The organism is Streptomyces sp. NPDC023573, assembly GCF_055559735.1.
Genome location: NZ_JBVHKB010000013.1, coordinates 1 through 25,083 on the forward strand (window position 1 = coordinate 1; position 25,083 = coordinate 25,083).

20 protein-coding genes and 12 pseudogenes are annotated in these 25,083 nt (G+C 67.8%); 15 read left to right on the forward strand and 17 right to left on the reverse strand.

The window, feature by feature from the left end; genetic code table 11:
• Positions 1-98: 98 nt before the first annotated feature.
• The 5 genes and pseudogenes from ACZ32T_RS31535 to ACZ32T_RS31555 form a co-directional block, all read right to left on the reverse strand.
• Positions 99-619 (reverse strand): annotated as a pseudogene (locus ACZ32T_RS31535) (IS5 family transposase); the annotation flags it as partial.
• Position 620: 1 nt separating this feature from the next.
• Positions 621-1,123, reverse strand: a pseudogene (locus ACZ32T_RS31540) (IS5 family transposase); the annotation flags it as partial.
• Positions 1,124-1,188: 65 nt separating this feature from the next.
• Positions 1,189-1,924, reverse strand: a pseudogene (locus ACZ32T_RS31545) (IS5 family transposase).
• Positions 1,867-2,814: a DUF3626 domain-containing protein gene (locus tag ACZ32T_RS31550; protein ID WP_467370495.1), complete on the reverse strand. Its 948-nt coding sequence runs from the start codon at positions 2,812-2,814 to the stop codon at positions 1,867-1,869. The pseudogene ACZ32T_RS31545 and the gene ACZ32T_RS31550 overlap by 58 nt, the downstream one beginning before the upstream one ends.
• Before the next feature lie 250 nt (positions 2,815-3,064).
• Positions 3,065-3,670 (reverse strand): hypothetical protein, encoded by a 606-nt coding sequence (locus ACZ32T_RS31555; RefSeq protein WP_467370498.1) that lies wholly within the window; start codon positions 3,668-3,670, stop codon positions 3,065-3,067.
• Between the two features lie 166 nt (positions 3,671-3,836).
• On the opposite strand from ACZ32T_RS31555, the gene ACZ32T_RS31560 reads away from it, so the two are divergent.
• Positions 3,837-5,078: a helix-turn-helix domain-containing protein gene (locus ACZ32T_RS31560; protein WP_467370500.1), complete on the forward strand. Its 1,242-nt coding sequence runs from the start codon at positions 3,837-3,839 to the stop codon at positions 5,076-5,078.
• A 141-nt stretch (positions 5,079-5,219) separates the two neighbouring features.
• Here ACZ32T_RS31560 and ACZ32T_RS31565 read toward each other — a convergent pair whose 3' ends face one another.
• From ACZ32T_RS31565 to ACZ32T_RS31580, 4 genes and pseudogenes are all read right to left on the reverse strand, one after another.
• On the reverse strand, positions 5,220-5,462 hold the full coding sequence (locus ACZ32T_RS31565; RefSeq protein ID WP_467370740.1) for a hypothetical protein: 243 nt from the start codon (positions 5,460-5,462) through the stop codon (positions 5,220-5,222).
• A 61-nt stretch (positions 5,463-5,523) separates the two neighbouring features.
• A pseudogene (locus tag ACZ32T_RS31570) lies at positions 5,524-5,790 on the reverse strand (SCO4402 family protein); the annotation flags it as partial.
• Positions 5,733-6,164, reverse strand: a pseudogene (locus tag ACZ32T_RS31575) (transposase); the annotation flags it as partial. The pseudogenes ACZ32T_RS31570 and ACZ32T_RS31575, both read right to left, overlap by 58 nt.
• 605 nt (positions 6,165-6,769) lie before the next feature.
• Positions 6,770-6,901 carry a hypothetical protein gene (locus ACZ32T_RS31580; RefSeq protein ID WP_467370503.1) on the reverse strand — a complete coding sequence of 44 codons (132 nt, stop codon included), beginning with the start codon at positions 6,899-6,901 and terminating at the stop codon, positions 6,770-6,772.
• Positions 6,902-7,153: 252 nt separating this feature from the next.
• On the opposite strand from ACZ32T_RS31580, the pseudogene ACZ32T_RS31585 reads away from it, so the two are divergent.
• From ACZ32T_RS31585 to ACZ32T_RS31610, 6 genes and pseudogenes are all read left to right on the forward strand, one after another.
• Positions 7,154-7,522, forward strand: a pseudogene (locus tag ACZ32T_RS31585) (IS5 family transposase); the annotation flags it as partial.
• Positions 7,523-7,524: 2 nt separating this feature from the next.
• On the forward strand, positions 7,525-7,974 hold the full coding sequence (locus ACZ32T_RS31590) for a hypothetical protein (RefSeq protein ID WP_467370505.1): 450 nt from the start codon (positions 7,525-7,527) through the stop codon (positions 7,972-7,974).
• A gap of 753 nt (positions 7,975-8,727) precedes the next feature.
• Positions 8,728-9,126 (forward strand): annotated as a pseudogene (locus ACZ32T_RS31595) (SAM-dependent methyltransferase); the annotation flags it as partial.
• A gap of 68 nt (positions 9,127-9,194) precedes the next feature.
• Positions 9,195-9,497, forward strand: a complete 303-nt coding sequence (locus ACZ32T_RS31600; protein WP_467370742.1) for a hypothetical protein — start codon at positions 9,195-9,197, stop codon at positions 9,495-9,497.
• 678 nt (positions 9,498-10,175) lie between these two features.
• Positions 10,176-11,231: a ribosome small subunit-dependent GTPase A gene (gene rsgA, locus ACZ32T_RS31605; RefSeq protein ID WP_467370717.1), complete on the forward strand. Its 1,056-nt coding sequence runs from the start codon at positions 10,176-10,178 to the stop codon at positions 11,229-11,231.
• A gap of 17 nt (positions 11,232-11,248) precedes the next feature.
• A complete protein-coding gene (locus ACZ32T_RS31610) occupies positions 11,249-11,995 on the forward strand; it encodes an SAM-dependent methyltransferase (protein WP_467370508.1) in 747 nt (248 codons plus the stop codon).
• A gap of 479 nt (positions 11,996-12,474) precedes the next feature.
• Here ACZ32T_RS31610 and ACZ32T_RS31615 read toward each other — a convergent pair.
• A pseudogene (locus tag ACZ32T_RS31615) lies at positions 12,475-12,820 on the reverse strand (helix-turn-helix domain-containing protein); the annotation flags it as partial.
• 134 nt (positions 12,821-12,954) lie between these two features.
• Between ACZ32T_RS31615 and ACZ32T_RS31620 the strand changes: the two are divergent.
• From ACZ32T_RS31620 to ACZ32T_RS31630, 3 genes and pseudogenes are all read left to right on the forward strand, one after another.
• Positions 12,955-13,221 carry an Atu4866 domain-containing protein gene (locus ACZ32T_RS31620; protein ID WP_467370510.1) on the forward strand — a complete coding sequence of 89 codons (267 nt, stop codon included), beginning with the start codon at positions 12,955-12,957 and terminating at the stop codon, positions 13,219-13,221.
• A gap of 112 nt (positions 13,222-13,333) precedes the next feature.
• The gene (locus ACZ32T_RS31625) at positions 13,334-14,092 is read left to right on the forward strand and encodes an SDR family NAD(P)-dependent oxidoreductase (RefSeq protein ID WP_467370512.1); all 759 of its coding nucleotides are present in this window, start codon (positions 13,334-13,336) and stop codon (positions 14,090-14,092) included.
• Between the two features lie 147 nt (positions 14,093-14,239).
• A pseudogene (locus ACZ32T_RS31630) lies at positions 14,240-14,733 on the forward strand (SDR family NAD(P)-dependent oxidoreductase); the annotation flags it as partial.
• A gap of 144 nt (positions 14,734-14,877) precedes the next feature.
• Here ACZ32T_RS31630 and ACZ32T_RS31635 read toward each other — a convergent pair.
• The 4 genes and pseudogenes from ACZ32T_RS31635 to ACZ32T_RS31650 all read right to left on the reverse strand — a co-directional run.
• The gene (locus ACZ32T_RS31635) at positions 14,878-15,603 is read right to left on the reverse strand and encodes an SMI1/KNR4 family protein (RefSeq protein ID WP_467370514.1); all 726 of its coding nucleotides are present in this window, start codon (positions 15,601-15,603) and stop codon (positions 14,878-14,880) included.
• Positions 15,604-15,802: 199 nt separating this feature from the next.
• Positions 15,803-16,030 carry a hypothetical protein gene (locus ACZ32T_RS31640; protein WP_467370516.1) on the reverse strand — a complete coding sequence of 76 codons (228 nt, stop codon included), beginning with the start codon at positions 16,028-16,030 and terminating at the stop codon, positions 15,803-15,805.
• Entirely contained in the window at positions 15,994-16,434 is a 441-nt protein-coding gene (locus ACZ32T_RS31645; protein ID WP_467370518.1) for a DUF4241 domain-containing protein, read from the reverse strand. The genes ACZ32T_RS31640 and ACZ32T_RS31645 overlap by 37 nt, the downstream gene beginning before the upstream one ends.
• Before the next feature lie 995 nt (positions 16,435-17,429).
• Positions 17,430-17,576, reverse strand: a pseudogene (locus ACZ32T_RS31650) (IS30 family transposase); the annotation flags it as partial.
• A 639-nt stretch (positions 17,577-18,215) separates the two neighbouring features.
• Here ACZ32T_RS31650 and ACZ32T_RS31655 point away from each other — a divergent pair.
• The gene (locus ACZ32T_RS31655) at positions 18,216-18,602 is read left to right on the forward strand and encodes an SdpI family protein (RefSeq protein WP_467370520.1); all 387 of its coding nucleotides are present in this window, start codon (positions 18,216-18,218) and stop codon (positions 18,600-18,602) included.
• 18 nt (positions 18,603-18,620) lie between these two features.
• Positions 18,621-18,923, forward strand: coding sequence for a hypothetical protein (locus tag ACZ32T_RS31660; protein WP_467370523.1), 303 nt, complete (start codon positions 18,621-18,623; stop codon positions 18,921-18,923).
• Positions 18,924-19,066: 143 nt separating this feature from the next.
• Here the strand turns inward: ACZ32T_RS31660 and ACZ32T_RS31665 are convergent, their stop codons facing one another.
• Together ACZ32T_RS31665 and ACZ32T_RS31670 are read right to left on the reverse strand one after the other, a co-directional pair.
• Complete coding sequence (locus ACZ32T_RS31665; RefSeq protein ID WP_467370526.1) at positions 19,067-19,414, reverse strand: hypothetical protein; 348 nt, start codon at positions 19,412-19,414, stop codon at positions 19,067-19,069.
• Between the two features lie 88 nt (positions 19,415-19,502).
• Positions 19,503-20,189, reverse strand: a pseudogene (locus ACZ32T_RS31670) (GmrSD restriction endonuclease domain-containing protein).
• Positions 20,190-20,691: 502 nt separating this feature from the next.
• Here ACZ32T_RS31670 and ACZ32T_RS31675 point away from each other — a divergent pair.
• The 3 genes and pseudogenes from ACZ32T_RS31675 to ACZ32T_RS31685 form a co-directional block, all read left to right on the forward strand.
• Positions 20,692-22,083 carry a cytochrome P450 gene (locus ACZ32T_RS31675; protein WP_467370720.1) on the forward strand — a complete coding sequence of 464 codons (1,392 nt, stop codon included), beginning with the start codon at positions 20,692-20,694 and terminating at the stop codon, positions 22,081-22,083.
• A 790-nt stretch (positions 22,084-22,873) separates the two neighbouring features.
• Positions 22,874-23,374, forward strand: a complete 501-nt coding sequence (locus tag ACZ32T_RS31680; RefSeq protein WP_467370528.1) for a transposase — start codon at positions 22,874-22,876, stop codon at positions 23,372-23,374.
• 189 nt (positions 23,375-23,563) lie between these two features.
• Positions 23,564-24,516 (forward strand): annotated as a pseudogene (locus tag ACZ32T_RS31685) (IS630 family transposase); the annotation flags it as partial.
• A gap of 61 nt (positions 24,517-24,577) precedes the next feature.
• On the opposite strand, the gene ACZ32T_RS31690 reads toward ACZ32T_RS31685, so the two are convergent.
• Positions 24,578-25,012 (reverse strand): MarR family winged helix-turn-helix transcriptional regulator, encoded by a 435-nt coding sequence (locus tag ACZ32T_RS31690; RefSeq protein WP_467273281.1) that lies wholly within the window; start codon positions 25,010-25,012, stop codon positions 24,578-24,580.
• Between the last annotated feature and the right edge of the window lie 71 nt (positions 25,013-25,083).

Genomic DNA, 25,083 nt, shown 5'->3' on the forward strand with positions numbered 1-25,083 from the left:
CCGCGAGCTGACGGGAGAATCCGCACCAACCTGGCGAATCGAAACGGACATGCCCGTCACACCAGCATGAACGTTGATCAGATGCCCTCTAAGAGGTCCTAACAAAGGCGTTGGACGTGGCGGTGAGTGATGAGGCAGGTGGCGAGGCCGAGAAAGGCTTCGTGAATGTCATCACGTCTCTCCCAGCGGATGCGGAGACGTCGGAAGCCGTGGAACCAGGCGATCGTGCGCTCGACAACCCAGCGGTGAACTCCGAGGCCAGAACCGTGCAGAACACCGCGTCGGGCGATGACCGGTTTGATGCCCCGAGCCCAGACCAGGCGGCGGTACTTGTCGTGGTCGTAGCCGCGGTCACCGAGCAGTACATCGGGCCGTCGACGTGGCCGCCCGACGAGCCCCGGGACCGACGGAATCTTGGCGAGCAACGGCATCAGCTGGGTGACGTCGTTGCGGTTTCCGCCGGTCAGGGACACCGCGAGCGGGATGCCCTGGCCGTCGACGAGGATGTGGTGCTTGCTGCCCGGCCGCGCGCGGTCGACCGGGCTGGGGCCGCTTTTGGGCCGCGCCGAGCGGCCCGGACGTGGGATGAGTCGATCACCGCCCGCGACCAGTCGAGCTGTTTCGGCGACGAGGTGGATCTTGGTGGTGAATCCGCCGCGGGAACGTCCCAGACGCTCGCCGATCTGACCACCTCCTCCAGACGGGCGGCCAGTTTCCGTAGTACCGGATCGACCTGGTTCGTCCCGTGTCCGGCCCCCTTTTGAGGAAGGGTGGCCGGGACCGCTTTCCTCGCGCCGGCGGCGTGCTGGTGGGCTCGAACCGCTGTCGAGTCCACCGCCACGTCCCAGTCGATCCCGCCCGCTGCGTCCTCGGCTGTCTGGATGCGAGACAGCAGCATCTGCCAGGTCCCATCCGCTGACCAGCGGCGATGTCGTTTGTAGACCGTCTCCCACGGCCCGAACCGCTCCGGCAGATCCCGCCACTGCACACCGGTCCGCACCCGGTAGAGCACCCCGTTGATGACCCGGCGGTGGTCGCTCCACCGACCACCACGCGCACCACCAGGAGGCAAGAACGACTCCAGCCGATCCCACTCCGCATTCGTCAGATCACCACGACCCATACAACCAGCCTGGCCCCGACACCCCAGCCCCGTCAGGAGATCCGAGAAACAGTGCCTAGACCATGTCAGTTGGTCAATCTCCGGTAGCAGATGAGGGTGGCGGCGGTGCAGACGACGGCACCCGTTTAGCCAGGCCACCGTCCGCTCCGCGGTCCAGCGGTGACGGCCGAGACGCTGGGAGGATTCGATGCCTCTGCGCGCGATGCGCGGCGTGATGTTCCGCGAAAGGAGCCGTTTCCGCAGGTGGTCGTAGTCGTAGCCCTTGGCTCCGTGCAGTTTGGCCGGACGGCGGCGGGACAGATGGGTGGTATGCCTCGGACGAGGGGTCGAGACCTCGGCTGTCGTGGGTGTTGGCGGCGGAGATGCCGATGGAGAGGGGCAGACCCGTCCGTTCTGTGATCAAGTGGCCTCGAGCCTTCTTGCCACGATCGACAGGATTCGGGCCTGTCAGCTCCCCCCTTTGAGAGCTCGCATGTTCACGGAGTCGATCGCGCACCTCGACCAGTCCAGCTCCCCGCGGGCGCCGAGCTCGTCCAGCACCAGGCGGTGGAGCTTCGCCCACACCCGCGCCGCGGTCCACTCGGAGAACCTCCGGTGGACCGTCTACCATGAGGCACCGAAGACGGGCGGCAGCTGCCGCCAAGTGCACCCTGACGTGGCGACGAAGATGATTGCGGCGAGCACAGCACGATCGTCGACCCGGCGACGGCCTCCGCCTCGCGGCCTCGTGGGGATTCGCGGTCTCACAGCCGGGAACAAGTCCCACAGCCCCTCCGGCACCAGCCCCTCAACGAAGGCCATCGAGTACAGCCCTCTCCATCGGTGCCGGAGCCACCGATCTGTCCGCAGCCTTCCAGGGGGGCCCCGAATCGCGCCAGGTAGTGCCACACTCTCTTGACCGCCTGGGGATCATAGAGGCCGGCACGCGCGGAGTCTCCGATGATCCGAGGATCGAGCATGCCGTCGACCGCGATCTGCGTGCCCAAGTCGATGTATTCCTGACCGCGGTAGTCAGAATGACATCGGAGTTCTTCAACCCCGAGGCGGAAGCCGGGGTGCCACTCCACCGGGCAGCCAAGACGCAGAGCCGCGACCTCGACCGTCGTGCCTCGGTAACAGGGATCCAGCACCAGCGCCTCCACATCGCATTGCAACTGAACCGAGCCGTGAACCTGCGCCTCGATGTAGTCGTCAAGCTCGTCCTGACGATCGGCGCAGGCAAGCTCGATAAGCCCCATGCGGGCTGCGACACCGAAATTCGACGGTTCGAGGTAACTGTCCGGGTAGCAGAACGTGCTCCGCGTCAGCGTCTGGGCCGTCAGCCGGAAGTGGGCCGAGCCGAACCGCAGTGCCCCGCCGACCGGCTTGCGGCGGAAGTTCAACGCCCCGTAAACAGGCCGCTCATGAGCGGTCGCTTCGTCGTACGCCCCGTCGAAGATCCGGCTCTCCCAGCGCCACCGGTCGCCGCCTGGATGCGCGGTCAGACCGCCGTTGCTGGTCCCCGTGACGAACTGCGGGTGGTAGACGCCGGCCTCGCCCATAGCGTCCAGGATCGGCTTGCCGTGCAGCAGACGGTCCGGGTGGAAGTTGAGGGTCACCCGCAATGCCGGGTCCATCGGAGGGCCCGACGCCAGTTCCGCGACATGCCGAAGGGCCCGTTCCTGTGCTGTCTGGGAGGCTGCAGAGCTCATCAGCACAGTGTTCCCCACCCTGATCAACCGGTGCACGCGGATTGTTCACCGACAGCCCGTTCCAGCGTGACGGAGCGTTGATTGATCACCAATCGAGACGATCTCATTTGGCGAGTCTGCGGTAGCAGATGAGGGTGCAGGCGATGGCAGTGAAGGCCAGGAAGCGGTCGCCGTCGGCGGAGCAGGTGGGCACGTCAGCGGCGCGCCCGGTTCCGGCCGCGCCGCTGACGAGCTGTGGTCAGCCCTCGGGTCAGTGGAGCTTGTCGACGGCGGTCTTCGTCGTGGTGCGGAAGGCGGTCAGCGGGGCGTCCTCGAGGTCGCCCATGTGGCCCCAACGGACGAGGGTGACGGTGCGGCCGTCGCGGCCGACGGAGAACAGGTGGATGTCGGAGATGCCGATCTGCGGGTCGGTGGTGTCCAGGCTGTAGACCCAGGCGCCCTCCTCGACGGCGAGCTTGCCGTGGGAGGCGCTGACGGCCTGCAGGCCCGGGTTCTGCTGCTCCAGCAGGGGGCCGCAGCCGGCGAGGGCCCCGCGGAGGGTGTCAACCAGCTTCACGGCGTCGGCCTCGGTGCGGGCGACGGTGGTGACCTGGACACCGTTGGTGTCGAGCTCGGTGCTGAACTCGCGGTAGCGGGTGTTCTGCGCCGGGATCTTGTACGGGGCGCAGAGGACGCCGCCGTTCTCCGGGACGCCGGTGAAGACCTGGGTGGCGGTCCACGACGTCGACGACGGCGGCATCTGGGAAGCGGCGAGGAAGGCGGGCTGGGCAGCGGCCTGCGCTGGGGCTGTGGCGAGGGCCGCGAGGCCCAGCGTGGCAGCGGCTGCGGTGGCAAGAGCGGTTCGGAGCTTGTTCATGGTGGTGGATCCCCGTCGGGTCGTTCGTTCGGTCAGTGCTCAACCAGCGTGGGGCCGGCGCCCGCCGGCTGCAACGATCACGCGCCCACCAGCCGTCCCGGAACCATTCCACCCCCGCTGACGTGCAAGGACGTGAAGGATGAAATGCAGGGTCGAGGGGGATGGAATGCCGAAGGACGCTGCCGTCGAGGAGTTCGCGGGGCTCGTGCGCGCGCTGAAGGCGCGGGACGGGAGAAGTTACGAGGCGCTGGGCCGGCGGCTGAGCGTCAGCGCGTCCACCCTCCACCGCTACTGCTCGGGCGCGACCGTCCCGGAGGAGTTCGCCGTGGTCGACCGCCTCGCCCTGCTGTGCGGGGCGGACGAGGAGGAACGGCGGGCCCTGGAGGCGGCCTGGACGAAGGCGGGCCGCGCCCGCCGTTCCTCCTCGTCCGCGCCCACGCCTGTGCCGGCCGTGTCGGCCGCGCCGGAATCGAACCCGGACCCGTCCGCGCCGGAACCGGGTCCCGGGCCCGCCCCGGACCCGACCGCCCCGGACCCGACCGCCCCGGACCCGACCGCGCCGGACCCGTCCGCCGCGGATCTGTCCGCGCCGGAGGCGCCCCGCGCCCGCCCCCGTCGTGGTGCCCCCGCTCCCCTCCTCCTCGCTGCCGCCGTCGCCCTCGTCGTGTTCGCCCTCGCCGCCGCCCTGCTCGGCCACCCCACCCGTACGGCTTCCGCCCCCGCTCCCGCTTCCACCGCTCCGGGGCAGACCGCGGCCCCCCTCCCCTTCATCTGGAGCATCGGTTCCCAGCTCTGGGAGGGCGGCTGCGGGCACACCTACCTCGTGGACCGGGCCCCCCGTGCGGTCGCCCCGCCGCCGGTCGCGGCCGACTCCGGGGCATGGGCCGGGACGCACGGTGCCGTGCACGGAAGGGAGGCGCTGGTGCGGATCACGGTCCAGGGCCGGTCGCCGTCCGACGCCGTCGTCCTCCATGCCCTGCACGTGCGCGTGGTCGACCGCGCCGCGCCGCTGCCGTGGAACGCGTACCGGATGGACAACGGCTGTGGCGGCGCCGTCACCCCGCGCCACTTCGCCGTGGACCTCGACCGGCCGCGCCCGCTCGCGAGGCCCGTCGACGGCCTTGACGCCTCCGGCGCCGAGGTCCGGAAGATCCCGGCCGTCTCGTTCCCGTACAAGGTCACCTCCGCCGACCCCGAGGAGCTGCTGGTCTCCGCGCGGACGGCGGGTTGCGACTGCCACTGGTACCTGGAGCTGGAGTGGAGCGCCGGGGGCCGTACGGGAACGGTGCGGATCACGGACAGCGGGAAGCCGTTCCGCACGAGCGGGACCAAGGGGAGGCCGGCGTACGTGCACAACTCCGCCGAAGGGCGCTGGATCACAGACTCGGACTCAGGACAGACCGGGTGACCGATGAGTAACTTCGACTGACATAGGCCGAGGCAAGCGAGGCCATCTCATTCGGCGAGTCTGCGGTAGCAGATGAGGGTGCAGGCGATGCTGGTGAAGGCCAGGAAGCCCACCGGTGCGGCCCTGGTCATCTGGCTGCGGTTATGACTCACCGTGCTGGTCATCCGTCCCGAACGCAACCGGCTCGGCGCCGAGCGGCCAGCGATAGCCGGCGTCATGCAGCTTCCTCAACGCCGAGTGATCATTGGACACCATCACCTGGGCCAACCGGGCTGCCGCGGCCACTACGGCAGACCAGCCTGGTGAGTCCAGATAGACCTCGTCGCAGGCAGCGGAGCCGATCGAGTCCTGCACCGCGTTGTAGGCGGTACCAAGACCTGCCATCAAGTTCAACCTCCGTCTCGCTGCGGAGACACTGCCCCAGCCAGGGCGACGGATTGTCCGCATCGCAGAAGTCGTCGAAAAGCACATGCACCGTGTAGTTGAGGTCTTCGAACTGACCCGGATCGAGCCACACCTCTCGCTGCCATGTCGGGCTCGCCAGCGCCACGACGGCAGGCACCACATGGAGACGGTAGTACGGCAGAGCAATACCGCGATCAATCACGAGCCAAGAATCGCATGATCGGCCGGACAGCTCCAAGCGGCAGATAGCTAGCCCACGGCATCGGTCACCGGAGCGCGCAGGCGCCGCCAGCAGATGAGTGCGCATCCGAGGGCGAGGAAGGCTTCGTGGATGTCGTCGCGGGTCTCCCAGCGGATCCGCAGGCGGCGGAACCAGTGCAGGTGTGCGAATGCGCGCTTCTCTACCCAGCGTTGGGTGCCCAGTCCCGAGCCTCATTCGATCCCGCGCCGGGCGATCACCGGCTTCACGCCAAGGTCCCAGACCAGGCGGCGCCACTTGTCGTGGTCGTTGCCGCGGTCACCCAGCACCACGTCCGGGCGGCGCCAGGGCCGGCCATGTTTGCCCCGCACAGACGGCACGGCCTGGAGGAGTGGGATCAGCTGGGTGACGTCGTTGCGGTTGCCGCCGGTCAGGGTGGAGGCGAGCGGAATGCCGGTGGCGTCAGAGATCACGTGATGCTGGAAGCGCTACTGGTCCTGTCGGGGACTGCCGAGGAGTTCCGCCCCTTCTACCGTCGCAGGGGCGGTCCCGCTGTGTGGCTTCTTGTACATGAAGTAGTAACGATTGGTCAACACTTTGGGCAGCAGTTGACGGTCTTGAGTGCCATGAATGTTCACGAGAGATGACGTCCTCCAGCAGTGGGTCTGACCGCAGTTCCGTGCAGGATCTTGGAGCGGCCTGACCCGGCAGTAGGGGCGAGCGGAAAACCTCGGCTTCCACATCTCCCCACGACTACTGTGCTGCTGGTAGATCGTTCCGCCCGACGAAGGGAACTGGGTTGTGCTGAGCCCTACGCACCCGCCGTAGGTACCTCTGGAAAGCCCAGAGGGCCTCACGGAGGCTCCTGATGTCCCGAACTGTCCGCACGACTCCCAGTCGGCTCCGCCGCCGTGAGGGCACGTCGGAGTCCACGTTTCTGTATGACCTGCGCTACGCGAACGCTGAACTGGCCCAAGCCGCCCGTGAAGGCCGTCGCCCTGCCCCGGCGAAGAAGCTGCGCCGGATCACCTCTTGGCAATGGATGGTGCTGTACTGCAGGAGGGGCTCGTTCTCCGGCGAGATCGCTTCAGTTGAGGGCCGCGCCCGGCTCCAGAGGCGTCTCGAGGCCCAGCGGATCCGCGGGCTGCACCGCGCTGGCCACGACCTTGACGACGCAGATATACCGCTGGTCCGCCACCGTCATGGTGTGCTCTGGCATGCCTGGTAGAGGCAAAGCACCCAGGGCTGACCGGTACTCACGAGCGCAGGAAGTGCCTACCGGCGACGGCCCTCTGCGCCGGAGGCGATGAGCGTGACGGCGGGTCAGTCCCGGGGTCTGCTCAACGAAGGTCTGCCGTCCACAGGAGGTGTCCGCGCAGATGAACCGGCGGACCTGCAGGCGCAACCACACGCCTTCCCGCGCTAGGCCGTGTGTCGAAAGTGGATCTTGAGGTGTGAATGATCACAGGTCATGGGTCGGGGAGATCTCACAGACGTGCAGTGGGCAGTGCTGGAGCCGCTGTTGCCGAAGGGTGCCAGGGCAGGGCGGCCGCCTGTCTGGCCTCGGCGGCAGCTGATCGGCGGCATACGGTTCCGGGTCCGAACCGGAATCCCATGGCGGGACATCCCTGCCGAATACGGACCTTGGAACCGGGTCTACGACCTGTTCCGTCGATGGCAGCGGAACGGCACCTGGCAGCAGATTCTCACCCGGCTCCAGTCCCTGGCCGATGTGAAGGGTGCGATCACGTGGGATCCGAGCGTCGACTCCACGGTCTGTCGCGCTCATCAGCAGGCAGTCGGGGCCCGCAAGCAGGGCGTCCCCTTGAAGGAGAAGCCTCCATGACGCGCATGACGCGTCTGACCGCCCGGCTTACTGCCCCCGCGCTCTCTCTGGGAAGTTGGGCGAGCGTTGGTGTACTGGCGCCTTCCGCGGCCTTCGCCGAGGCCGCCTGCGGTGGTTCCATCGATGACTGTAGGGACCTCGATGGGGCGAGCAGCCACAGCGGCACCATAACTCCCAGCGACGGGGGCAGCGGAGCGGCGGAGCGCACCGTTTCGCTGGAGGGTGATACTGCGTGGGTGCCCGGTCAGACCGACAAGGTCGCGTACAAGTTCACGGCCGGCGAGTTGACCTGGTACGTGGGCCACGACAACTACGGCGAGAACTACAGCCTCCGTTCGCCGGAGTGCGGGCAGGGAAACACGCGCGTCACCAGCGCACTGTATGAAGAGGGTGTGGGTGGCGCGGAGGGCGGCAGCAACGGGGAAGGCCGTCTCACCCGGGCATAGGCCCCGACGCCGCACGAGCGCGGTGCCTGTCCGTTCGGGCCCCGCACTGATGATCAGTGCGGGGCCCGAACGCGTCGCCATGACAACAACGCTGCTCCTCCCGAACAGGTCGGCATCGCCGTTCCTGTAACCGGGCGCCTGCTCGCCGGGCAATGTCAGAACGGCGGGACATCAGCTTCGGATGCGTCCAGGCGTAGAGCTGGTACCAGGTACGTATTCCAAGGCTGCGGTATTCGTACGTCAGCGGGGACGAATCACGAACGTAGACGTGTATGCGACGCGAGGCGGACCAAGCTGGCGCCCGGGGGCTGTCCCGCCGATGACGGTCCTGGGTAGGCCGGGAGATGCCGGGGTGTGGACGGCGGCCCGGGGTGGGCGTGCCGAATGTCGTTTGCGCGGCGGCAGGGTCGTGTCCAGCGTTACCGGCATGCGCCAGTAAGCCTGAAGTCCCTCATGCCACCAGCCGTTCGACGGCCCCTTCGCGATGTCCGACACCGGCGTCTGCAGGCCCGGACTGCATGGATCGGCATGTCTGGTGCCAGGCAGGTGCGCTCTCATCGTTCTTGATGACGAACTCCTTTCAGCGAACGTTCTCGACCCTTCCGAACCGGTACGGGCGTCGTCGCTGCCGTGCGCTTGAGATGCCGGTCTCCCATCACTTCGAGAGAACTGTGGAAGTACACCCATGTTCGACGAGCTGTCGTCACTCAACGCCCGTCCCGCCGTCTACTCGCAGGTCACGACCCCGGACCTGTGGACCGACACCCACATGTCCGCGCGCCTGCTCGCAGCGCACCTGGACCCGCACGTCGGCCTCTCCTCCTACCGGGAAAAGTACCTCGAAAGGTCGTCGCCTGGATCATCAGCCGCTTCGAAGTCCGGGCAGGTCTGCGCGTCGCCGATTTCGGGTGCGGCCCCGGCCTCTACACCACCCGCCTCGCCCGCACCGGGGCGGACGTCACCGGGCTGGATCTGTCCTCGCGCTCACTCGATCACGCCAGGTCACTCGCCCGCGTGGACGGACTGTCCGTCCGCCACCTGAAGCAGGACTACCTCTCCTATCAGGACGACGCACGGTACGACCTGATCATCATGGTGATGCGCGACTACTGCGCGCTGACCCCGGACGGGCGACGTCCCCTCCTGCGCACGGTCCGCGCACATCTCGACAGTGGTGGCTCCTTCGTCTTCGACGTCGACTCGAAGTCCGCGCTGCCGACGTGCGCGAGCAGGCGACCTACGCACCGTCCCTCATGGACGGATTCTGGTCCGACCAGCCCTACTTCGACTTCCACAACACCTACCGTTACGAGAGCGATGGGGTGTCACTGGACAAGTTCGAGATCTTCGAGGCCGAGCGGACGAGGGCCTACTTCAACTGGGTACGCTATTTCACCCCGGACGAACTGACCGGTGAACTGCGCGGCGCCGGCTTCGCCGACATCGAGATCCTCGGCGATCTCACCGGAGCCCCCTACAGCAACGAGGCACCACAGTTCGCCGCCATCGCGATCAACCGCTGATGGACGCTGTGGCACAGTCCGTGCCACAGCCGTAGGCCGACCCGTATCCCGCTCTCCAGCTGCCTGTCACGACGGGTGTCGGCGGCTGCGGACCCGTCTGCCAGCATCGATGACAGGGCCCCGCCCGGCTACGAGACGGGCGGGGCGGGTGCGAGCAGTCCGAAGGTGCGTGCACGATCGCCGAACGCGGCCGACGTGTCCGTAGTCGATTTGCGTCTCGCCTCCGCTCGAGCGGAGGCGAGAGGCAAGGTACTGGTTGCCCCGGCCGAGGCGTCTGCTCCTCTTCCGGGGAGTGGTGTCGAACAGCATGAGGACGTAGCGCGCTTCCGCTGTCGCCCGGCGGATGCCGTCGGTGATCTACGTCTCGAACGTGCCGCCCGAGTGGCGGCGATGTCCACGGAGGGTGCTACCGTGGGTGCCAGAGCGATGATCAGTTCGCTCACGGAGATCTAAGGAGGTGTGTTGATGACTGTCGTGGAGACCATCGCTGTGTGCGGTGCCCGGATCATCCTCACCTCCCGGGCCTCGTCCTGACCCTCGCCTGCCTTCCTCCTTCGTAGGGGTGTTTTCGGCATGCCTGTCGTCCGGCGGGGCCCCTGATCAAGGGTCTCCACCTTGTTTCATCAACCCACTTCATACCCACTTGCTCTCACGTCTCGTGAGCGCGTCCTGACTACTCTGGTCGACTACGGCTGGGACACCGAACGCGAGCGCTCCTTCGCCCCGTCGCGGGCCGATGGGCTGGTTCCGGGCCGCGTCGTGCGGGCCGAGCGCGGCCTGTGCGACGTCGTCGCCGAGACCGGACTCATCCGCGCGGTGCTCCTTCCCTCGTCGGGCACCGGTGACCGGCTGACGCCGTGCACCGGCGACTGGTTGGCCGTCCGGCCAGCCGGCGCGGCGACCTCCGCCACCGTGGTGGAGGTGCTGGAGCGCCGGACCACCGTGGTCCGCTCCACCGCCTCGCGCGCCTCCCGAGCCCAGGTCCTGGCCGCGAACGTCGACACCGTCGCGGTGGCCGTCTCCCTCGCCGACCCGCTCAAACTCGGGCGGGTCGAGCGGATGCTCACCCTGGCCTGGGACAGCGGAGCCACACCCGTGGTGGTGCTCACCAAGGCCGACCGGTCCACCGACCCCACCTCGGCGGCCGCCGAGGTGGCCGAGGCGGCCCCGGGGGTGGAGGTGCTGGTCACCAGCGCCGCCACCGGCGAGGGCTTGGACGTCCTGGCTGCCGTCCTGTCGGGCACGGTCGTCCTGCTCGGGCCCTCGGGCGCCGGTAAGTCCACCCTCGGCAACCGCCTGCTCGGCGAGGACCTACTGGCCACCGGCGCGGTGCGCGACAGCGACGGCAAGGGCCGGCACACCACCGCCTGGCGCGAACTGCTGCCGCTGCCCCACGGAGGAGTCCTGCTCGACACCCCGGGCCTGCGCGGCGTCGGCCTGCACGACGCCGACGACGGCCTGGAGCAGACCTTCGCCGAAATCACTGAGCTCGCGCTGGACTGCCGCTTCGCGGACTGCGCCAACACCACCGAGCCGGGCTGCGCGGTGCTGGCCGCCGTCGAGGACGGCCGTCTCACCCGGCGGCGCCTCGACAGCTACCACCGGCTGCAGCGCGAGAACGCCTATGCCGCCTCCCGCACCGACGCGCGACTGCGCGCCGAGCTGGAACGGCCGATGAAGCAGATCGCCCGCCAGGTGCGCGCCCTCAAGCAGTCCCCCCACTTCAAGGCATGACGAAAAGGACTAAGGTCATGGACCTTCCCCGCATGTACACCATCCGCGAGAGCGGCCACCGCATCCACAACCCGCTGACCGCCAACGAGTTCGCCACCCTTGGCGAGTCTCTCCGCCTCCCCGCCGGGACAAGGGTGCTCGACCTGGCCAGCGGCTCGGGCGAGATGCTGTGCACCTGGGCGCGCGACCTGGGCTTCACCGGCACCGGCGTCGACCTCAGCACGCTCTTCACCGAGCAGGCCAAGGCCCGCGCCGCCGAACTCGGCGTCGCCGACCAGGTCGACTTCATCCACGACGATGCCGCCGGCCATGTCGCCGACCAGCCGGTCGATCTGGCCGCCTGCGTCGGGGCCACCTGGATCGGCAACGGCGTCGCTGGAACGGCCGAGCTGCTGCAGCGCAGCCTTCGCCCGGGAGGAATGATGCTGATCGGCGAACCGTTCTGGCGGCGGACCCCTCCGGACGAGGAGACGGCCAAGGCATGTCTCGCCACCTCCATCGCCGACTTCCTGCTCCTCCCCGCTCTGATCGAGCAGTTTCAGGGACTCGGTTACGACGTCGTGGAAATGACGGTGGCCGAGCAGAACGGGTGGGACCGCTACTTCGCGGCCCAGTGGCTCACCATGCGCCGCTGGCTCGATGAGCATCCGGATGACGAATTCGCCCCCCAAGTCCGGGACGAGCTCACTACTGAGCCTGCCCGCTATGCCTGCTATGGGCGTGAATACCTGAACTGGGGCGTCTTTGCCCTCATGAAGCGCTGACACCCCGTCCCGTGCGGGTCCAGACGATATGACGTCTGGGCCCGCACGGGACACGTCGTCATCGCTTCGCTCAAGCCGACGGGATGTGCGGAACGCCAAGGACGGCCGCTGGGGACATCGGTCCATTCGTGCAGCCACATCTCTGCCACAGCCAGGTCCGTGGTCGACGGGCACAGCGTCCAGGGGGTTCCGAGCCGGGGGTCGGCGAACAGCACTTCCAAAACCTCGCGGCCGCCCCACGAACGGGTCGGCCAGCAGTTCCTGGCCATCGATCTGGAAAACGTCGAACGCGATGAAGTGCGCGGGCATCGCCGTGGCCAGAGGCTGAGCATTGCGGCCGGCTGTCGCGCGACGCTGCAGGGCGGTGAAGCTGAGCTGATGGCGCACTCGACCGCGTGCCCTGGCCTTGTAGTCCGCGCGGTCGAAGGCCGGAGGCCGCCCGCCAGCTATTCCCCGGCGCTTGCGGTGGCCGACCTGATCGGGTAGCTGTCCATCAGCTGTCGCAGCTCTGGGCTCACCTGCTCGGTGGCGTGGGCGGTGGGCCGGTCGTTAGGCGTGGCCCCGGCCAGCCGGTACAAGTGCACGCGGGCGTCCGTGTCGAATTGCAGTGCGCGGCTGAGTGCGTCGATCACCTGGGGTGAGGGGTTGCGCTCGCGGCCTTGTTCCAGGCGGGTGTAGTAGTCGGCGTTGACTCCGGCCAGGACGGCGACCTCCTCACGGCGCAGCCGGCGACCCGGCGGGGCCCGTAACTCGCCATGCCGACGGCCTCCGGCCGCAGGTGGCGCGGCGTGCGCGCAGGAAGTCTCCAAGGCGGTTGTCGTCCATGAGGCTAGGCGAAGGCTCGGTGTGCTGCCTGGGTGTGCCATGCCCAGACAGCACACGTCCTGGTTGACGGCCGGTGGCCTGCCCAGACTCGGTGGAGCGGAAGGGACCACATCGTTCGAGGAGAGGAGTCCGCCATGGCCGGGATCGTTGAAGGCGACCAGGTCGAGCTGGCCGGGGTGTGGGTTACCGCGGACGGTCACCTCCGGCAGAAGCTGCACCCGGACTGCCGGCACGGCGAAGCCCGCGGCGAGCAGTCCAGCGCGTACACCGGCCGGTACACGGTGGCCGGCTGCCACCTGGACTACGTCGACGACACCGGCTTCACCACCACGGGCGACATCCGGCAGGGAGTGCTCCATCACGAGCACCTCGTGCTCTACCGGGAGCAGAAGCAGCCATAGAGAAGGTCGGGCCGTAATCGGCCTGCTCCCGGGGTACGACTCCGCCGCCGGCGGACCAGGAAGTCCCGACACCCCAGTCGGTCAACATCAACAGGAGTTAAGGACCACATCCATGCCAGGACAACGGCTCGACGGCAAGGTCGCACTGATCACGGGCGCGAATGGCGGACTCGGCGCAGCGACTGCCGAGCTCTTCGCCGGCGAAGGCGCCCGGCTGGTGATCACCGATATCGCCGAACGCCCCCTGCAGGAGCTCTCCCACCGGATGAAGGCCCGCGGTGCGGAGGTCGTCGCTGCCCGCCTCGATGTCTCCTCCGCCCGGGAGTGGGACGAAGTGATCACCCTTGTACGCGACCGGTTCGGAACGCTGGACGTGCTCGTGAACCTCGCCGGCATCCTGGACTGGCCAGGTATCGAGGACACACGGGAAGAGGCGTGGGACCGCGTCATTGACGTGAACCAGAAAGGCACATGGCTCGGCATGCGGGCGGCGATGCCGCTCCTGCGTGCGAACGGCGACGCGTCGGTGATCAATACGTCGTCAGTCCTCGGCCTGGTGGGAAGCGGTGCGGCTGCGGCCTACCAGGCGTCCAAGGGGGCCGTGCGCCTGTTGAGCAAAACCGCCGCTGTCGAGTACGCCCGGCAGGGAATAAGGATCAACTCGGTGCATCCTGGGGTGATCGCCACGCCGATGATCCAGGACCTCCTGGACGAACAGGGCGACCATCAGCCGGACATCCAGCGCACCCCCATGCGCCGAGCCGGCCGGGCCGACGAAGTCGCTCGCGCGATCCTCTTCCTGGCCTGCGACGACTCCTCGTTCGTCACCGGCTCGGAGCTGGTGGTCGACGGCGGACTCACCGCACACTGAACAGCCCGGGTGTAGACGTCCACGGGGCCTGCCGTGAAAGCGTCAACGGCGCGGCCCACGGGGGCCGCGCATCGCACCACTGCACAGGCACTTCAGGTGCCCTCACCAGGGCCTTCACTCACACTCACCGTCTCCAGGGACCGCACCATGACACCTGCAACCCCATCCAACACAACGTCCGAATCCATCGAGTTCCCTGGGAAGATCGCTCTCGTCACCGGAGCCGCACGAGGAGTGGGCCGGGAGACCGTGGCGCTCCTCCACGCCCACGGCGCCCAGGTCGTCGCCCTCGACCTCCGCCCCGACGTTTCGAATCTGGAGCAGGAGTTTCCTGGTGTCGTCACCACAAACGGTGACATCACCCAGGAGGAGACCACCCACCGCGCGGTGGAAACGGCCTTGGACGCCTTCGGTGGACTGGACGTCCTCGTGAACAATGCCGGGCGCACCCAGAACAGTCCGTCACGGAAACCACGGCCGAGGACTGGGACGAAGTGATGGCGGTCAACGCCCGCGGCTCCTTCTTCCGCGCCCGCGAGGCATTCCGGGCCATGAAGAGCCGCCGCGGCGGCGCCATCGTCAGCACCGGCTCATACGTCCATCGCATCCGCCCCCTGCCTGAATCGAACAGCCAGCAGGCTGTACCGGCCTCCTACGGCCCCCGGCTAGACCGCTTGGCACCGTGAGGTGTCTACCGCCCGGCCACAACCCGCGCACGCGCCGAACAACAGTCCCTGGCCTGGCTCCAACCTGAGCGACTCGGCCGACCGAAGCCTCGGATGTGGTCAGCGATAGGCGTTGAGCCAGTCGCCCGGGATCATGTCTCTAACGCGGTCGAGGTCTTCTGCCGTCCGGCCGCGGGCCAGAATGGCCATGCCGTCGTCCCGCAGAAGGACGTCCTGCCCCAGGAACCACCGGATCGCGTGATCCTCCTCGCGGATCGGATACGCGGGGAACGGCAGCCGGACGGCGTTCTCCTCGAGCAGCTCGATGCTGTCGTCATCCGGGTCGAGGAAGTCGCAGAGCTCCTGATCCGCCTGCAGGGACTCGGAGAGCACGATCTCAACGAAGCAGAGGGAAAGACGCCCCAGCCAGTCCTCCCACCGCTCGGCGTTCTTGTCGGCAAGGTCAGGCCGTATGAACACCGCAGGGTCGTCATCCTGCAGACCGTCGAGGAGGATTCCCCAGGATGCCGCCCCCTGGTTCTCGTGACGGAAGACCAGGGCCTCCTTGACGTCATCCACATACAGCTCGGCCGGGCCCAGCAGCACATCGTGGTTGCTGGTGAGGTCTCGACGGCGCCCGAATAGCAGATACGCCTCACGCAACGCCGTCGGCAGCCGGACGCCCAGCCTTTCCTCGGCAGCGGCCAGATCAGCCTCCTCCCACCCGTCACCGGCCTCCAGGGCACCAGCCCAGTGGGCAGCGAAGCCCTGGATGAAGCTCCATGCACCACGACGGCCTTCGACGCCTCCGGCAAGAGACGCAGCAAGTTCGAACTCTTGTGTCACGTCAGGACGATATCCGTCCCGCTCATCGGGCCCCTCCACACCCAGACACGCCGACGAAGTGTTCTCGGAACTCGACAAGACTCTTGCCCCGCCTGATCAATATCTGTGGGCCGAACTCCGCATCAATCGTTCCCGCAGTAGCAGCGGGCAGCCACGTCCAGCTGCGCGACTTGCAGGACAGGGAGAGACGGCAGCGATGTCATGCTTTGGCATCGGGCATGCCGCTGGTGACGACGATCGCCGCCACGTCGCCGGTCTTCGTGCGGCCCAACCAGACGACGCCGCCCGACTCGGCCCCGAACGTGACGAGATCGGCCTGCTGCGAATCATCGCGTACCCGTTCGCACCCGTCGGCCAGCTGCTCGGTACCGCGCGGTGCAGGGACCCCGTCTACGAACGTGCGAAACGGTGCGGACAAGTCGTCCACGCGCTTGCGTCGGCGAAGCAGCCGACATTGGCATCGGAGAAGAAACAGGGCTCCTCGCCCGGCTGAAGCCGGGCGATGTCGCCCTCGACACTCAGGCCCATCTCCCGTCCGACGACAGGGTCGTCGCTGATACACAGGCGCGTCGCGGCGCACTCAACACCGTCGACGTGCTGGCCCATGAACTGGTACGGGCCCGCCGTCCACGCGATCTTCACCCCGTAGACGCCCGGGGGAATGCGCACCGTCAGTTCCCGCGGGGGCCTGGCCGGCAGCCCCCTCCTGTACTCCCAGACCTGGTCGTCGTGGCATGGCGCATCGACGACGAGGCGGCCGCTCGGTACGCGGATCGTCGTCAGCTCCTCGATGCCCGTCACGACTACCGGCATTGTCGGATCGTCGTACACCGTCCCCAGGTGAGCACCAGGCGAGAAAGCCGTCTCCAAGTACCAGGTGGCCTCGGGCCCGGCTGCCAGCCGCGCGTCCCCGACCCACCCCATGCCTCACTCCCTCCTCGCCGCCCGGCCGCGGTCAACCGAAAGCTACGTGGTCCCGCTTACATCGGCACTCCTTGCATTGTCGCGATCCGTGATCGCTCCCCAAGATCTGTGCCAGAACCCGAAAGTCGTGAACAGAGCCAGACGCCCCGGGGCGGGGCGCGACTCCGGTCACCCGGCGTGGAGTGACCGGCGTGGAGTCGCACCCTGGACAGATGAGCGCGCCGCCAGGGCGGGGTATTAATCTTCCTGACGTGGGTGGAACGGCAGACAGTTCCGCGAAAGCCTGATCCCTGTCGGGGATGACTTCTTCGAAGCTTCTAGACTCTGCGCTGTGGCCCAATGGCGGTGGATATTTGACATTGGCAGGGGACGGATCCATGCAAAACGGGAACCATCGAGCCGCTGAACTAATCCGCCGCGCGGACTACGGTAAAAGTACAGGGCTTGGAGGGATATCGTGAGACACGCCAATCCATATTAGGGGTCGCCAGGTGAATCGATGTACGGCGCAGCGAGTGATCGCGGATCTTTTGACGCAGGGATTCATTGACATTCGCGCAATTGCTCGAATCGATGCTATTCCAACTGCACGCGAAGATGGCGATACGGATCCTGAGGGTCGAATCTACATGATCGCTGACATCTGTCATGGATTCGCAAGTACGCTCGGCGGAAGTGTTTTTACTCGCCAGCGCCGTTCACGGCAGGCGCTGGCTTGGCGTTGGGGTGCACTGGGGGAACCCGGACGTCAGTGGGTCAGCTCAACGCTGGAGGAGCTGGGCCCCGACTATGTTCAGGTCCTGAAGAAGTGCACGACTGGGAGGTGAGAATTGGCCGGTCATTCGATTCACGATCGAATGACGGCGGTTTCTAGGGATCGCCGCAACACGTGGTCGGTTTGATCAGGCTGCTGGGAGTTCATGCAGGCGCTCGGCTGGAGTTTCACAGCCGAGCGATTCGCGTGGGTGGCCGTTGAGCTGGGCGGCGACGGCATCGAGGTGTTCGCGGGTGTGGACTGCGAGGTCGGTGCCCTCGGGGAAGTGTGGCCGGTCAGGCGGCTGCGGACGGCCATGGGGGTGTCGGCGACTGCCTAGCGGCTGGGCAGTTCACCGTACCCACCCACCTAACGGACGCGATCCGCTTCATCGGCAGGGGTGTCAGCCCATGTCCTTCCAGCCGAGCAGGTCCTCCCGCACGGTGTGTTCGCGCTGTCCGTCCGGATCCACTCCACTGGCACCCCTTCTGGTCCACCCCGCGCGGCCGCACGCCTGCGGCCCGGGTGGATCTGCGGCGGCGGACCGGTGGCGGCCGCCGGACGGAGGGCGTGGCGTGATGTGGCGGGCGCGCGCCGGCCCGGAAGACGGCTCCGGCGGCCGCGGGGCAGCCGGTCCGGAGCAGGAAGTCGGGGTCCACGCCCCACGGTGAGGCAGATGGAACCTCAGCGACCGCGCAAACCTCCCGAAATGCGCCACACATCAGTAGAGGATGTCTTGCATCGATCTTCAACCACCCAAAGCAATCACGTTACTATCGCAACACTACAATACCCCGCTTGAGGTCGGCTTATATGTGGGGAACGGGGGTGACTTTTGTGGCATGTTGACTGACAGGCGATTCAATTCCTGCCGGTTGAGGGGAGGCGCATCCGAACAGGGATCGCCGATATCTATGTTCTTGGAGGAAAAGCAATGGACCCGGTCGCGGGATTCGCTTTCGGCACGGGATTAGTGACACTGGGCGCGGTAATTCATTACATGAAGAACCAAGTTGCGAGCGGCAGCATCCAACGTAACTCTGCGATTGGAATTCGGACCAAGGCGACGATGTCCTCCGACCGCGCATGGCAATCAGGGCACGCCTCCGCGGCTCCGATGCTGACGGCAACCTTCCTGACCGCCTATGCCACAGGTGTCATTTCGTTGACACTCGGCCTGGCTTTCACGCTGAGTGATACCGTGAACGCGACTGTCATCATCGTTCCGTCGGCCGGGCTCGTAGGAGTTCTCGCACTCCTCACCGCAGCAGCGATCAAGGCGAATTCGGCTGCACATGCAGTCGGTCATTCAGACAGATAGCTCGGCTCAGGCGCCGGGGTGCCGTTGCTTCGCTTCTCCCTTCCCCCCGATCCCAGGGACACACGGCCGCGGATCTACGGGGCCGACCACGACGCCACCGCCGCCTACACCACCCACCCCGACCACGAACATGTCGAACTGGACGGCGGACCGCTGGACGGGCAACTGCTGGACGTCACCGGCCTCACCGCCGACGAACGCACAGTCGGCGCATACCTGATCACCTTGTACAGCGCATACGACCCCGGCGGACGAGCCTCTTACGCACCCACGTTCAGCCGCCCCGACGGCCCATGGGTCTGGGAAGGCGACGTGCCCTGACGATCGCAGCGCCCGTAACCGCTCCCTGGCACCACCCGTCACCAAGATTCAGGCGATGCTGATCCGCCTCCGCGCGCCGCTCGCCTTCCGAACGCCCCGCCGGTCTTCACGCGCGGGGCGTTCGACGTCCCTCACATGCGGGCTCATCGTCGTGAGGCGGCCCATTCGATGACGTCGCGGGTACGGCGCGGGTGATCGTGGAGGAGCGCGAGGATCGGGGCGGCGAATTCGAGGGCGGTCTCCGGGTCGTCATCACGCAGCCGGTGCCAGACGCTGTGCGCGTTGCGGATGATGCGCAGGGTGTCGATGGTTGGTCTCACGTCGACGGTGAGACGGAGCTCCGCCGTCTGGACCAGGAGTTCCAGGGTCTCGGCGGTGTAGGTGGTGCTGGGGTCGCTGACGGCTTGCCAGGCGCGCACAGTGAGCGCGGGGACGCCGCCTCCCCCACGGAGGTTGTTCTGCACGTCCACGACGTCCCGGCTTCGGCCCATGCCACACGCCTCTCAGGTAGAACTGAGCCAGGGAGCCTTCCGTTTCGGGTGCCGGCACTGTCGGCACCGGCATCCGGAACGGGGACGGCTACGGGGCGGAGTTATAGGAAACGATGCTGTCCTCGCAAGGCCCCTCGGCGAACATCTTCAGCGCCTCGAGCTCTGCAGCATCCGCGGCCAGCTGCCAGCACAGCTTGGTGGACACCCACTCCCCCGCATACCGGCACTGCGCCTCCGAAGCCGGCGGCAGCCACTCCGCCGGGTCCTGGTCTGACTTCTGACGGTACGTACGAGCGGTCACCGCGACCAGCGAGGTCGCCGCGCACGGTTCGTTCGCATAGGCCTCACGCCGGGCTGCCGTCCAGGCCCGAGGCACCGGAATCCCAGGCTTCAGCGAGGGGCACCACGTGGTCGATGTTCTGAGCGCCGGGGTCGGCAACCTCCGGACCGTCGTAGTACGAAAGCCAACTGCCCCCGGTCAGCTTGCACCCGGACGCCACCGCCGGCGCTGTGGTCGCCTCGGCGAGCAGGACCTCGTTGCGGGTGTTGCACCCATCGGCCAGATCGCCGGAGTTCCAGTGCTTGAAGGACGAGCGGGTGTATCCGGTGCGGTTCTCGTCCTTTACCGTGATCAGGCCGACGGTGTCGGCGAGCGTGGTCACCTCAGCAGCCCGCAGCCCCTTGGGAGCCTGGGCGGTTTGGGCGGGGGTGGAAGCGATGAGCGGGCTATCGCGATAGAAAGCGCGCCGAAGCCGCGCACAAGGTTCTTGATCACCCCCGCGTTCTACCGGCCATCCCCTTCCTGGTGGAGCCTCGGTAGCGATCTCTCACCCGCACGGGCGTCGACATTCACCGCAGGAACGATTCGCCGGCGTAACCGCCATGAACAGCAGAACCTCGGAAGGCTAACCGGCGGAGCCACGCACCAAGTCACCCTCTTCGTTTGTCATCCGGGGATGCACTGGGGCCAGACATCGGGTTGGTGAACGACGAGGGGCTACTGCCACGGTGCGCGACCCGACGACGACACCTCCAGCCAGCGGCGGCAATGAGCGCGCCGGCGCCTGCCACTCCAGGCCGGTCCCGGCCCAGGGCCCGGCGGTACTGGCACCGGGCGGGCCGGCTTCGCCGGTGTGGGTACAGGCCTCGCCGCCGGAAGTACTCCGCGACGGACAGGGCCGGCCAACCCGTGACCGCCCCCGGAATCGATCGTTGCCCACCCGTACTGGCGGCCGGAGCCGCGGAAGCCGACGAACGTGAACAGGACAGCGAAGCTGATGAGTGTGGACAGGACAGCATGCCCCGGACAACCGCCCGTGCCGCCCGACCCGGGAGTACTCGCCCACTCCCGCGCCCTGCGGTTCTGGCTGGACCCGGCCAACCTCGACCAAGCGGGCCCGGTCGTCCGGACCAGGACCGGCCCGACGACCGCCTACCAGGTCAACGACCCGGCGCTGCTGCGCAAGGTCGGCAGTGACGAGGACACCTTCCGGTTCTGGGGCCCGGACCCGAGCCTGCGCGACTTCGCAGAGAACGGGGTGGTCGGCCTCGAGGGAGCCGCCCACCGGGAGCGGCGCGCCGTGATGAGGCCCGCGTTCACCGCGTCCCGACTCAGCGCTCTCGGGCCCAGCGTCCAGGCCCGTACCCGGCGGCTTCTTGCTGACCTGCCCGCGGACCGACCGCTCGACATGCGGGTGGAGATGAGCCGGCTCGCCTGCGGCCTCCTCGTCAGCTGTGTCCTCAACAGCGAGCTCACTCCCGACACCCTGTCCAAGATCGCGGCCGCCCGCTCCACCGTGTCCGGCGGCATGTTCTGGCGCTACGCCCTCGCACCCTGGCCCTGGGTGCCCGTGCCACGGCGCCGCGCCTGCCGCCGCGCGCTCGCCGAACTGGACGAGGCCGTCTGCCAGGTGCGCGCCCGCCACCGGCCCGACCCGGACGGAAAAGACCTGCTTTCCTTGCTCGACGCTGCCGCTCCCGGGAATCCCCACGTGGTGCGGCGCGACATTCGCGCTCTGCTGATCGCGGGCATGGAGACCAGCGCCTCGACCCTCGCCTGGGCCTGCTACCGACTCGGCCGCCACCCGCACTACCAGCAGGCGCTCCGGGAAGAAGCCGACGCCGCGCCCGATGCGAGCCGCCTCCAAGCACACCAGCTCCCGCTCGCGACCGCCTTCGTGCAAGAAGTCACCCGCCTCCACGGCATCCCGTTCCTGGTCCGCCGTACCCGCCACCAGACCTGCCAAGGCGGTGTACGGATCCCGGCCGGAGCCGTGGTCACCCTGCCCCTGGGGGCACTGCGCCGCGACAGAAACCGCTATCCCGACCCGGATGTGTTCGACCCGCAGCGCTGGCTCCCCCACGCCGAGCCGCCACCGGCCCCCGCCGCGCTGCTCGCCTACGGCCTGGGCCCCCGGTACTGCCCCGGCGCAGCCGCGGCCGATGCCATGCTGCCCGTCGCTCTGGCGACCCTGGCCAGCTCGCGCACGCTGCGCCAGGCGCGGCCGGGCCGCAAGATCGGCGTGAGCCTGGAACTCACACCGTCGCCCAAGGGCCTGACCATGTACGCCCCACCATGGGAACCTCGACTCGCCGACACCAGGCCGACGCCCGGCACGAACATCCTTTCCGGTCCCGAGGTGACTTCCACCGAAAGTGGACACGCGTGACGCGCCCTCCTGCGCCCCGCCGCTCGTATATGCCGACTTCAGGAAGTGGCGCAGCGATTCCGGCGCGTTGTCGTCCGGAGCAGCGCCGGCTGCCGCGCGCAAGGCCGGACTGATGGACGGGTCGGCGAGGGCGCGTGTGAGGGCGACGCGGTCGTCCTCGGCCTGGGCGAGCCGCTGGAACCAGTCGGCGTGATCGCCCAGGCGGACGTAGCGCGCGCCCGCCGGCCGGTGGATCTGCTGCCTGACCGGGAGGCGTCCAGCCTGGCCGCATGGCTCGCGAAGCGACCCGGTATCGAGATCGCCTGCCGGGACCGCGCACCGTTCTTCGCGAAAGGAGCGACTACCGGGGCACCCCAGGCGACGCAGGTCGCCAACCGCTGGAATCTGTGGCACGACCTCGGGGAGGCCGCTGAGCAGGCTGTAGCCCGACACCGCCAGTGCCTTCGCGTCCTTGTCCCCGATCCCGAGGGGAAGGCCGACGAACCGGCGCCGCCCGAGGAGAAGGCGGACTCCCGGGCAGAGCGAGCGGTGCGCCAACCGCGTCCGAGCCAGACACGTTACGGTCCATGCCCTGCTGGAAGCCGGCCACAGCCGCCTTCCAGCGGGCGTCAGCTCCAGATGACCCACCGCACCGTCAAAAGCCTCGCCGACGCTGCGAAGCCAGAAGACCTTTCGAGGCCAGTGGCAGCACAACAGGACCTCAGTCCTCGACGAGTACAAGCCTTCCCTGGACGAACACTGGGACGAGGGCTGCACCAACGCCTGGAAGCTCTGGGAAGAGATCGCCCCCTTGGGCTATCGAGGCAGCTACGGCCGGGTCAGCGCCTACCTGCGACAGAAGCGCACCTCGCCACGGCCGGTCACCGCGCAACCGCCGGCACCCCGCGTGGTGACGAGATGGATCCTCAGCCGACCCGAGACGCTGACTCAGATCGAACAGCTCCGGCTCAAGGCCGTCCTGGCCAACTGCCCCGAACTCGACGCCCTGACCGGTCACGTCCGGTCCTTCGCCCAGATGCTCACCGAGCGCCAGGGCGAACGGCTGGCGCAGTGGCTCGACGCCATCCGTCAGGACGACCTGCCCAGCCTCCACACTCTCGCGGCCGGCATCGATCGAGACCGCGACGCGCTCATCGCCGGACTCACCCTGCCCTGGAGCTCCGGCATCGTTGAGGGACACCTCGACCGGATCAAGATGTCAAACGCCAGATGTTCGGATCGAGCCAGACAGTGCCATCGCCGAGTGGGACATGTACTTCGAGGAGCCCACGGCCGAGGCCCCGCCGCCTGAACAGGTCTACGCGTGGCGGCCGTGGCGGAGTGGGTCACCGCCCCGTTGAACGACGGCGCTGAGGTCTTCGCATTCCCGCAACGACTGACCCGGGCGTTGGCCAACGCGAGCTCCGCCGAACTGGAAGAGCTTGCAGGTCGCTGGACCACGCGGCTCTGGCCCGAGGACGGGTGAGCTTGTTCAGGCTGAGAGGACACCGTCCGCGACGTGATCCACCGGTTCAACGAGAGACCGGCCTGGCCTGCCTGGACTCTCGCTGGGCGGGGGCCGTTCCCGCCTGCTCATTCCTGATGACGAGGGCTTCGTCGTCCAGACGGCCACCACCCGCCCGACCAAGCTCGGCCAGCCCTTCAGCCGCTGGTCCATCCGTAGACTCGCAGCCTAGCTGTGGAAGGTGCACGGCCGTGTGATCCGGATCGGCCGCGAGGCGTTACGGTGCCTGCTCGCCCGCCGCGGCACACCTTCCAGCGCACCAAAAGCTGGAAGGAGTCGCCCGACCCCGAGCGCGACGCCAAGCTGGACCGCATCGAGGAGGTGCTGGAACGCTTCCCGCACCGCGTGTTCGCGTTCCACGAGTTCGGGCCGCTCGGCATCCGTCCCACCGCCGGGGCCGGGTGGGCTCCCGCCGGCCACCCCGAGCGTCACCCCGCGACCTACCACCGCACCCACGGGTGCGGTACTTCCACGGCTGCTAATCCGCCGGCGACGACCGCCTGTGGGGCGTCAACCGCCGCAAGAAGGGTGCGGTGAACACCCTGGCCGCACTGAGGTCGATCAGGGCCGCGCGCGTGGACGGCGCCCCGATCTACGCGTCATCCTGGACAACCTGTCCGCCCACAAAGGCGACAAGATCCGCCGCTGGGCGAAGAAGAACCGCGTCGAGCTGGGCTTCACCCTGGCCTACGCCTCCTGGGCCAGCCCGGTCGAAGCCCCTTCTCGGGCCACTGCGGCAGTTCACGATCGCCAGCTCCAACCACCGCAACCACAGCGTGCAGACTCGGGCCCTGCACGCCTACCTGCGCTGGCGAAACACCAACACCCGCCACGCCGACATCATCGCGGCGCAGCGTCGCGAACGTGCCCGCGCCCGAAGCGAGAAGGGCATCCGCTGGGGCGGAGGTCCCCTTGCCGTCGCAACCTGAACGATCTGACGAACCCCTGCGGTCGCGGCCCGAACGTGCAGCAGAGCACCGGACAGACGAATCACTCGCGCATAGGGCCTGACGCGGGCGAGGCAAGCATCGCTTCGAGGATGCGTTGCAGCTCGACACGGTCCTGGGGGGTGACCCTCGCCAACCTGCGGTCGTACTCCGCCGCGAGAGCTGCAAGTGCTCGATCGCGTGCTTGTGTGCCCTCAGCGGTCAGGACGAGCCGATGACGCCGCAAGTCCGCCTCGTCGATCTCGCGGCGGACAAAGCCCTTGGCCACAAGGTTGCGAACGTAGACCGTCACGCTCGCCTTGGGCAGCAGCAGCGCAGTCGCGATCTCAGCCGGGTACGGCGATGCCTCCACCTCGGCCAGGACGAAAAACTCCTTCGTCTCCAACCCGAGCTCGGCCAGCTGCCCCGTGCAGGCATCCATCACAACACCCAGTAGCCGCTGGTTCAGCGTCCACAGCTGCGCCCCGTCGACTGACATCGATCCTCCATTTCATGTAGTACAGTTTCGTATTAGTTCAAGAACGTACAAGATATTGTTTTGTACTGGAT

Excerpts from the sequence above, each read along its gene's own strand:
- ACZ32T_RS31550 (WP_467370495.1), bottom strand. The coding sequence starts at position 2,814 with ATGAGCTCTGCAGCCTCCCAGACAGCACAGGAACGGGCCCTTCGGCAT.
- ACZ32T_RS31555 (WP_467370498.1), bottom strand. The coding sequence starts at position 3,670 with ATGAACAAGCTCCGAACCGCTCTTGCCACCGCAGCCGCTGCCACGCTG.
- ACZ32T_RS31560 (WP_467370500.1), top strand. The coding sequence starts at position 3,837 with ATGCCGAAGGACGCTGCCGTCGAGGAGTTCGCGGGGCTCGTGCGCGCG.
- ACZ32T_RS31565 (WP_467370740.1), bottom strand. The coding sequence starts at position 5,462 with ATGGCAGGTCTTGGTACCGCCTACAACGCGGTGCAGGACTCGATCGGC.
- ACZ32T_RS31580 (WP_467370503.1), bottom strand. The coding sequence starts at position 6,901 with ATGCCAGAGCACACCATGACGGTGGCGGACCAGCGGTATATCTGCGTC.
- ACZ32T_RS31590 (WP_467370505.1), top strand. The coding sequence starts at position 7,525 with ATGACGCGCATGACGCGTCTGACCGCCCGGCTTACTGCCCCCGCGCTC.
- ACZ32T_RS31610 (WP_467370508.1), top strand. The coding sequence starts at position 11,249 with ATGGACCTTCCCCGCATGTACACCATCCGCGAGAGCGGCCACCGCATC.
- ACZ32T_RS31620 (WP_467370510.1), top strand. The coding sequence starts at position 12,955 with ATGGCCGGGATCGTTGAAGGCGACCAGGTCGAGCTGGCCGGGGTGTGG.
- ACZ32T_RS31625 (WP_467370512.1), top strand. The coding sequence starts at position 13,334 with ATGCCAGGACAACGGCTCGACGGCAAGGTCGCACTGATCACGGGCGCG.
- ACZ32T_RS31655 (WP_467370520.1), top strand. The coding sequence starts at position 18,216 with ATGGACCCGGTCGCGGGATTCGCTTTCGGCACGGGATTAGTGACACTG.
- ACZ32T_RS31665 (WP_467370526.1), bottom strand. The coding sequence starts at position 19,414 with ATGGGCCGAAGCCGGGACGTCGTGGACGTGCAGAACAACCTCCGTGGG.
- ACZ32T_RS31675 (WP_467370720.1), top strand. The coding sequence starts at position 20,692 with ATGAGTGTGGACAGGACAGCATGCCCCGGACAACCGCCCGTGCCGCCC.
- ACZ32T_RS31690 (WP_467273281.1), bottom strand. The coding sequence starts at position 25,012 with ATGTCAGTCGACGGGGCGCAGCTGTGGACGCTGAACCAGCGGCTACTG.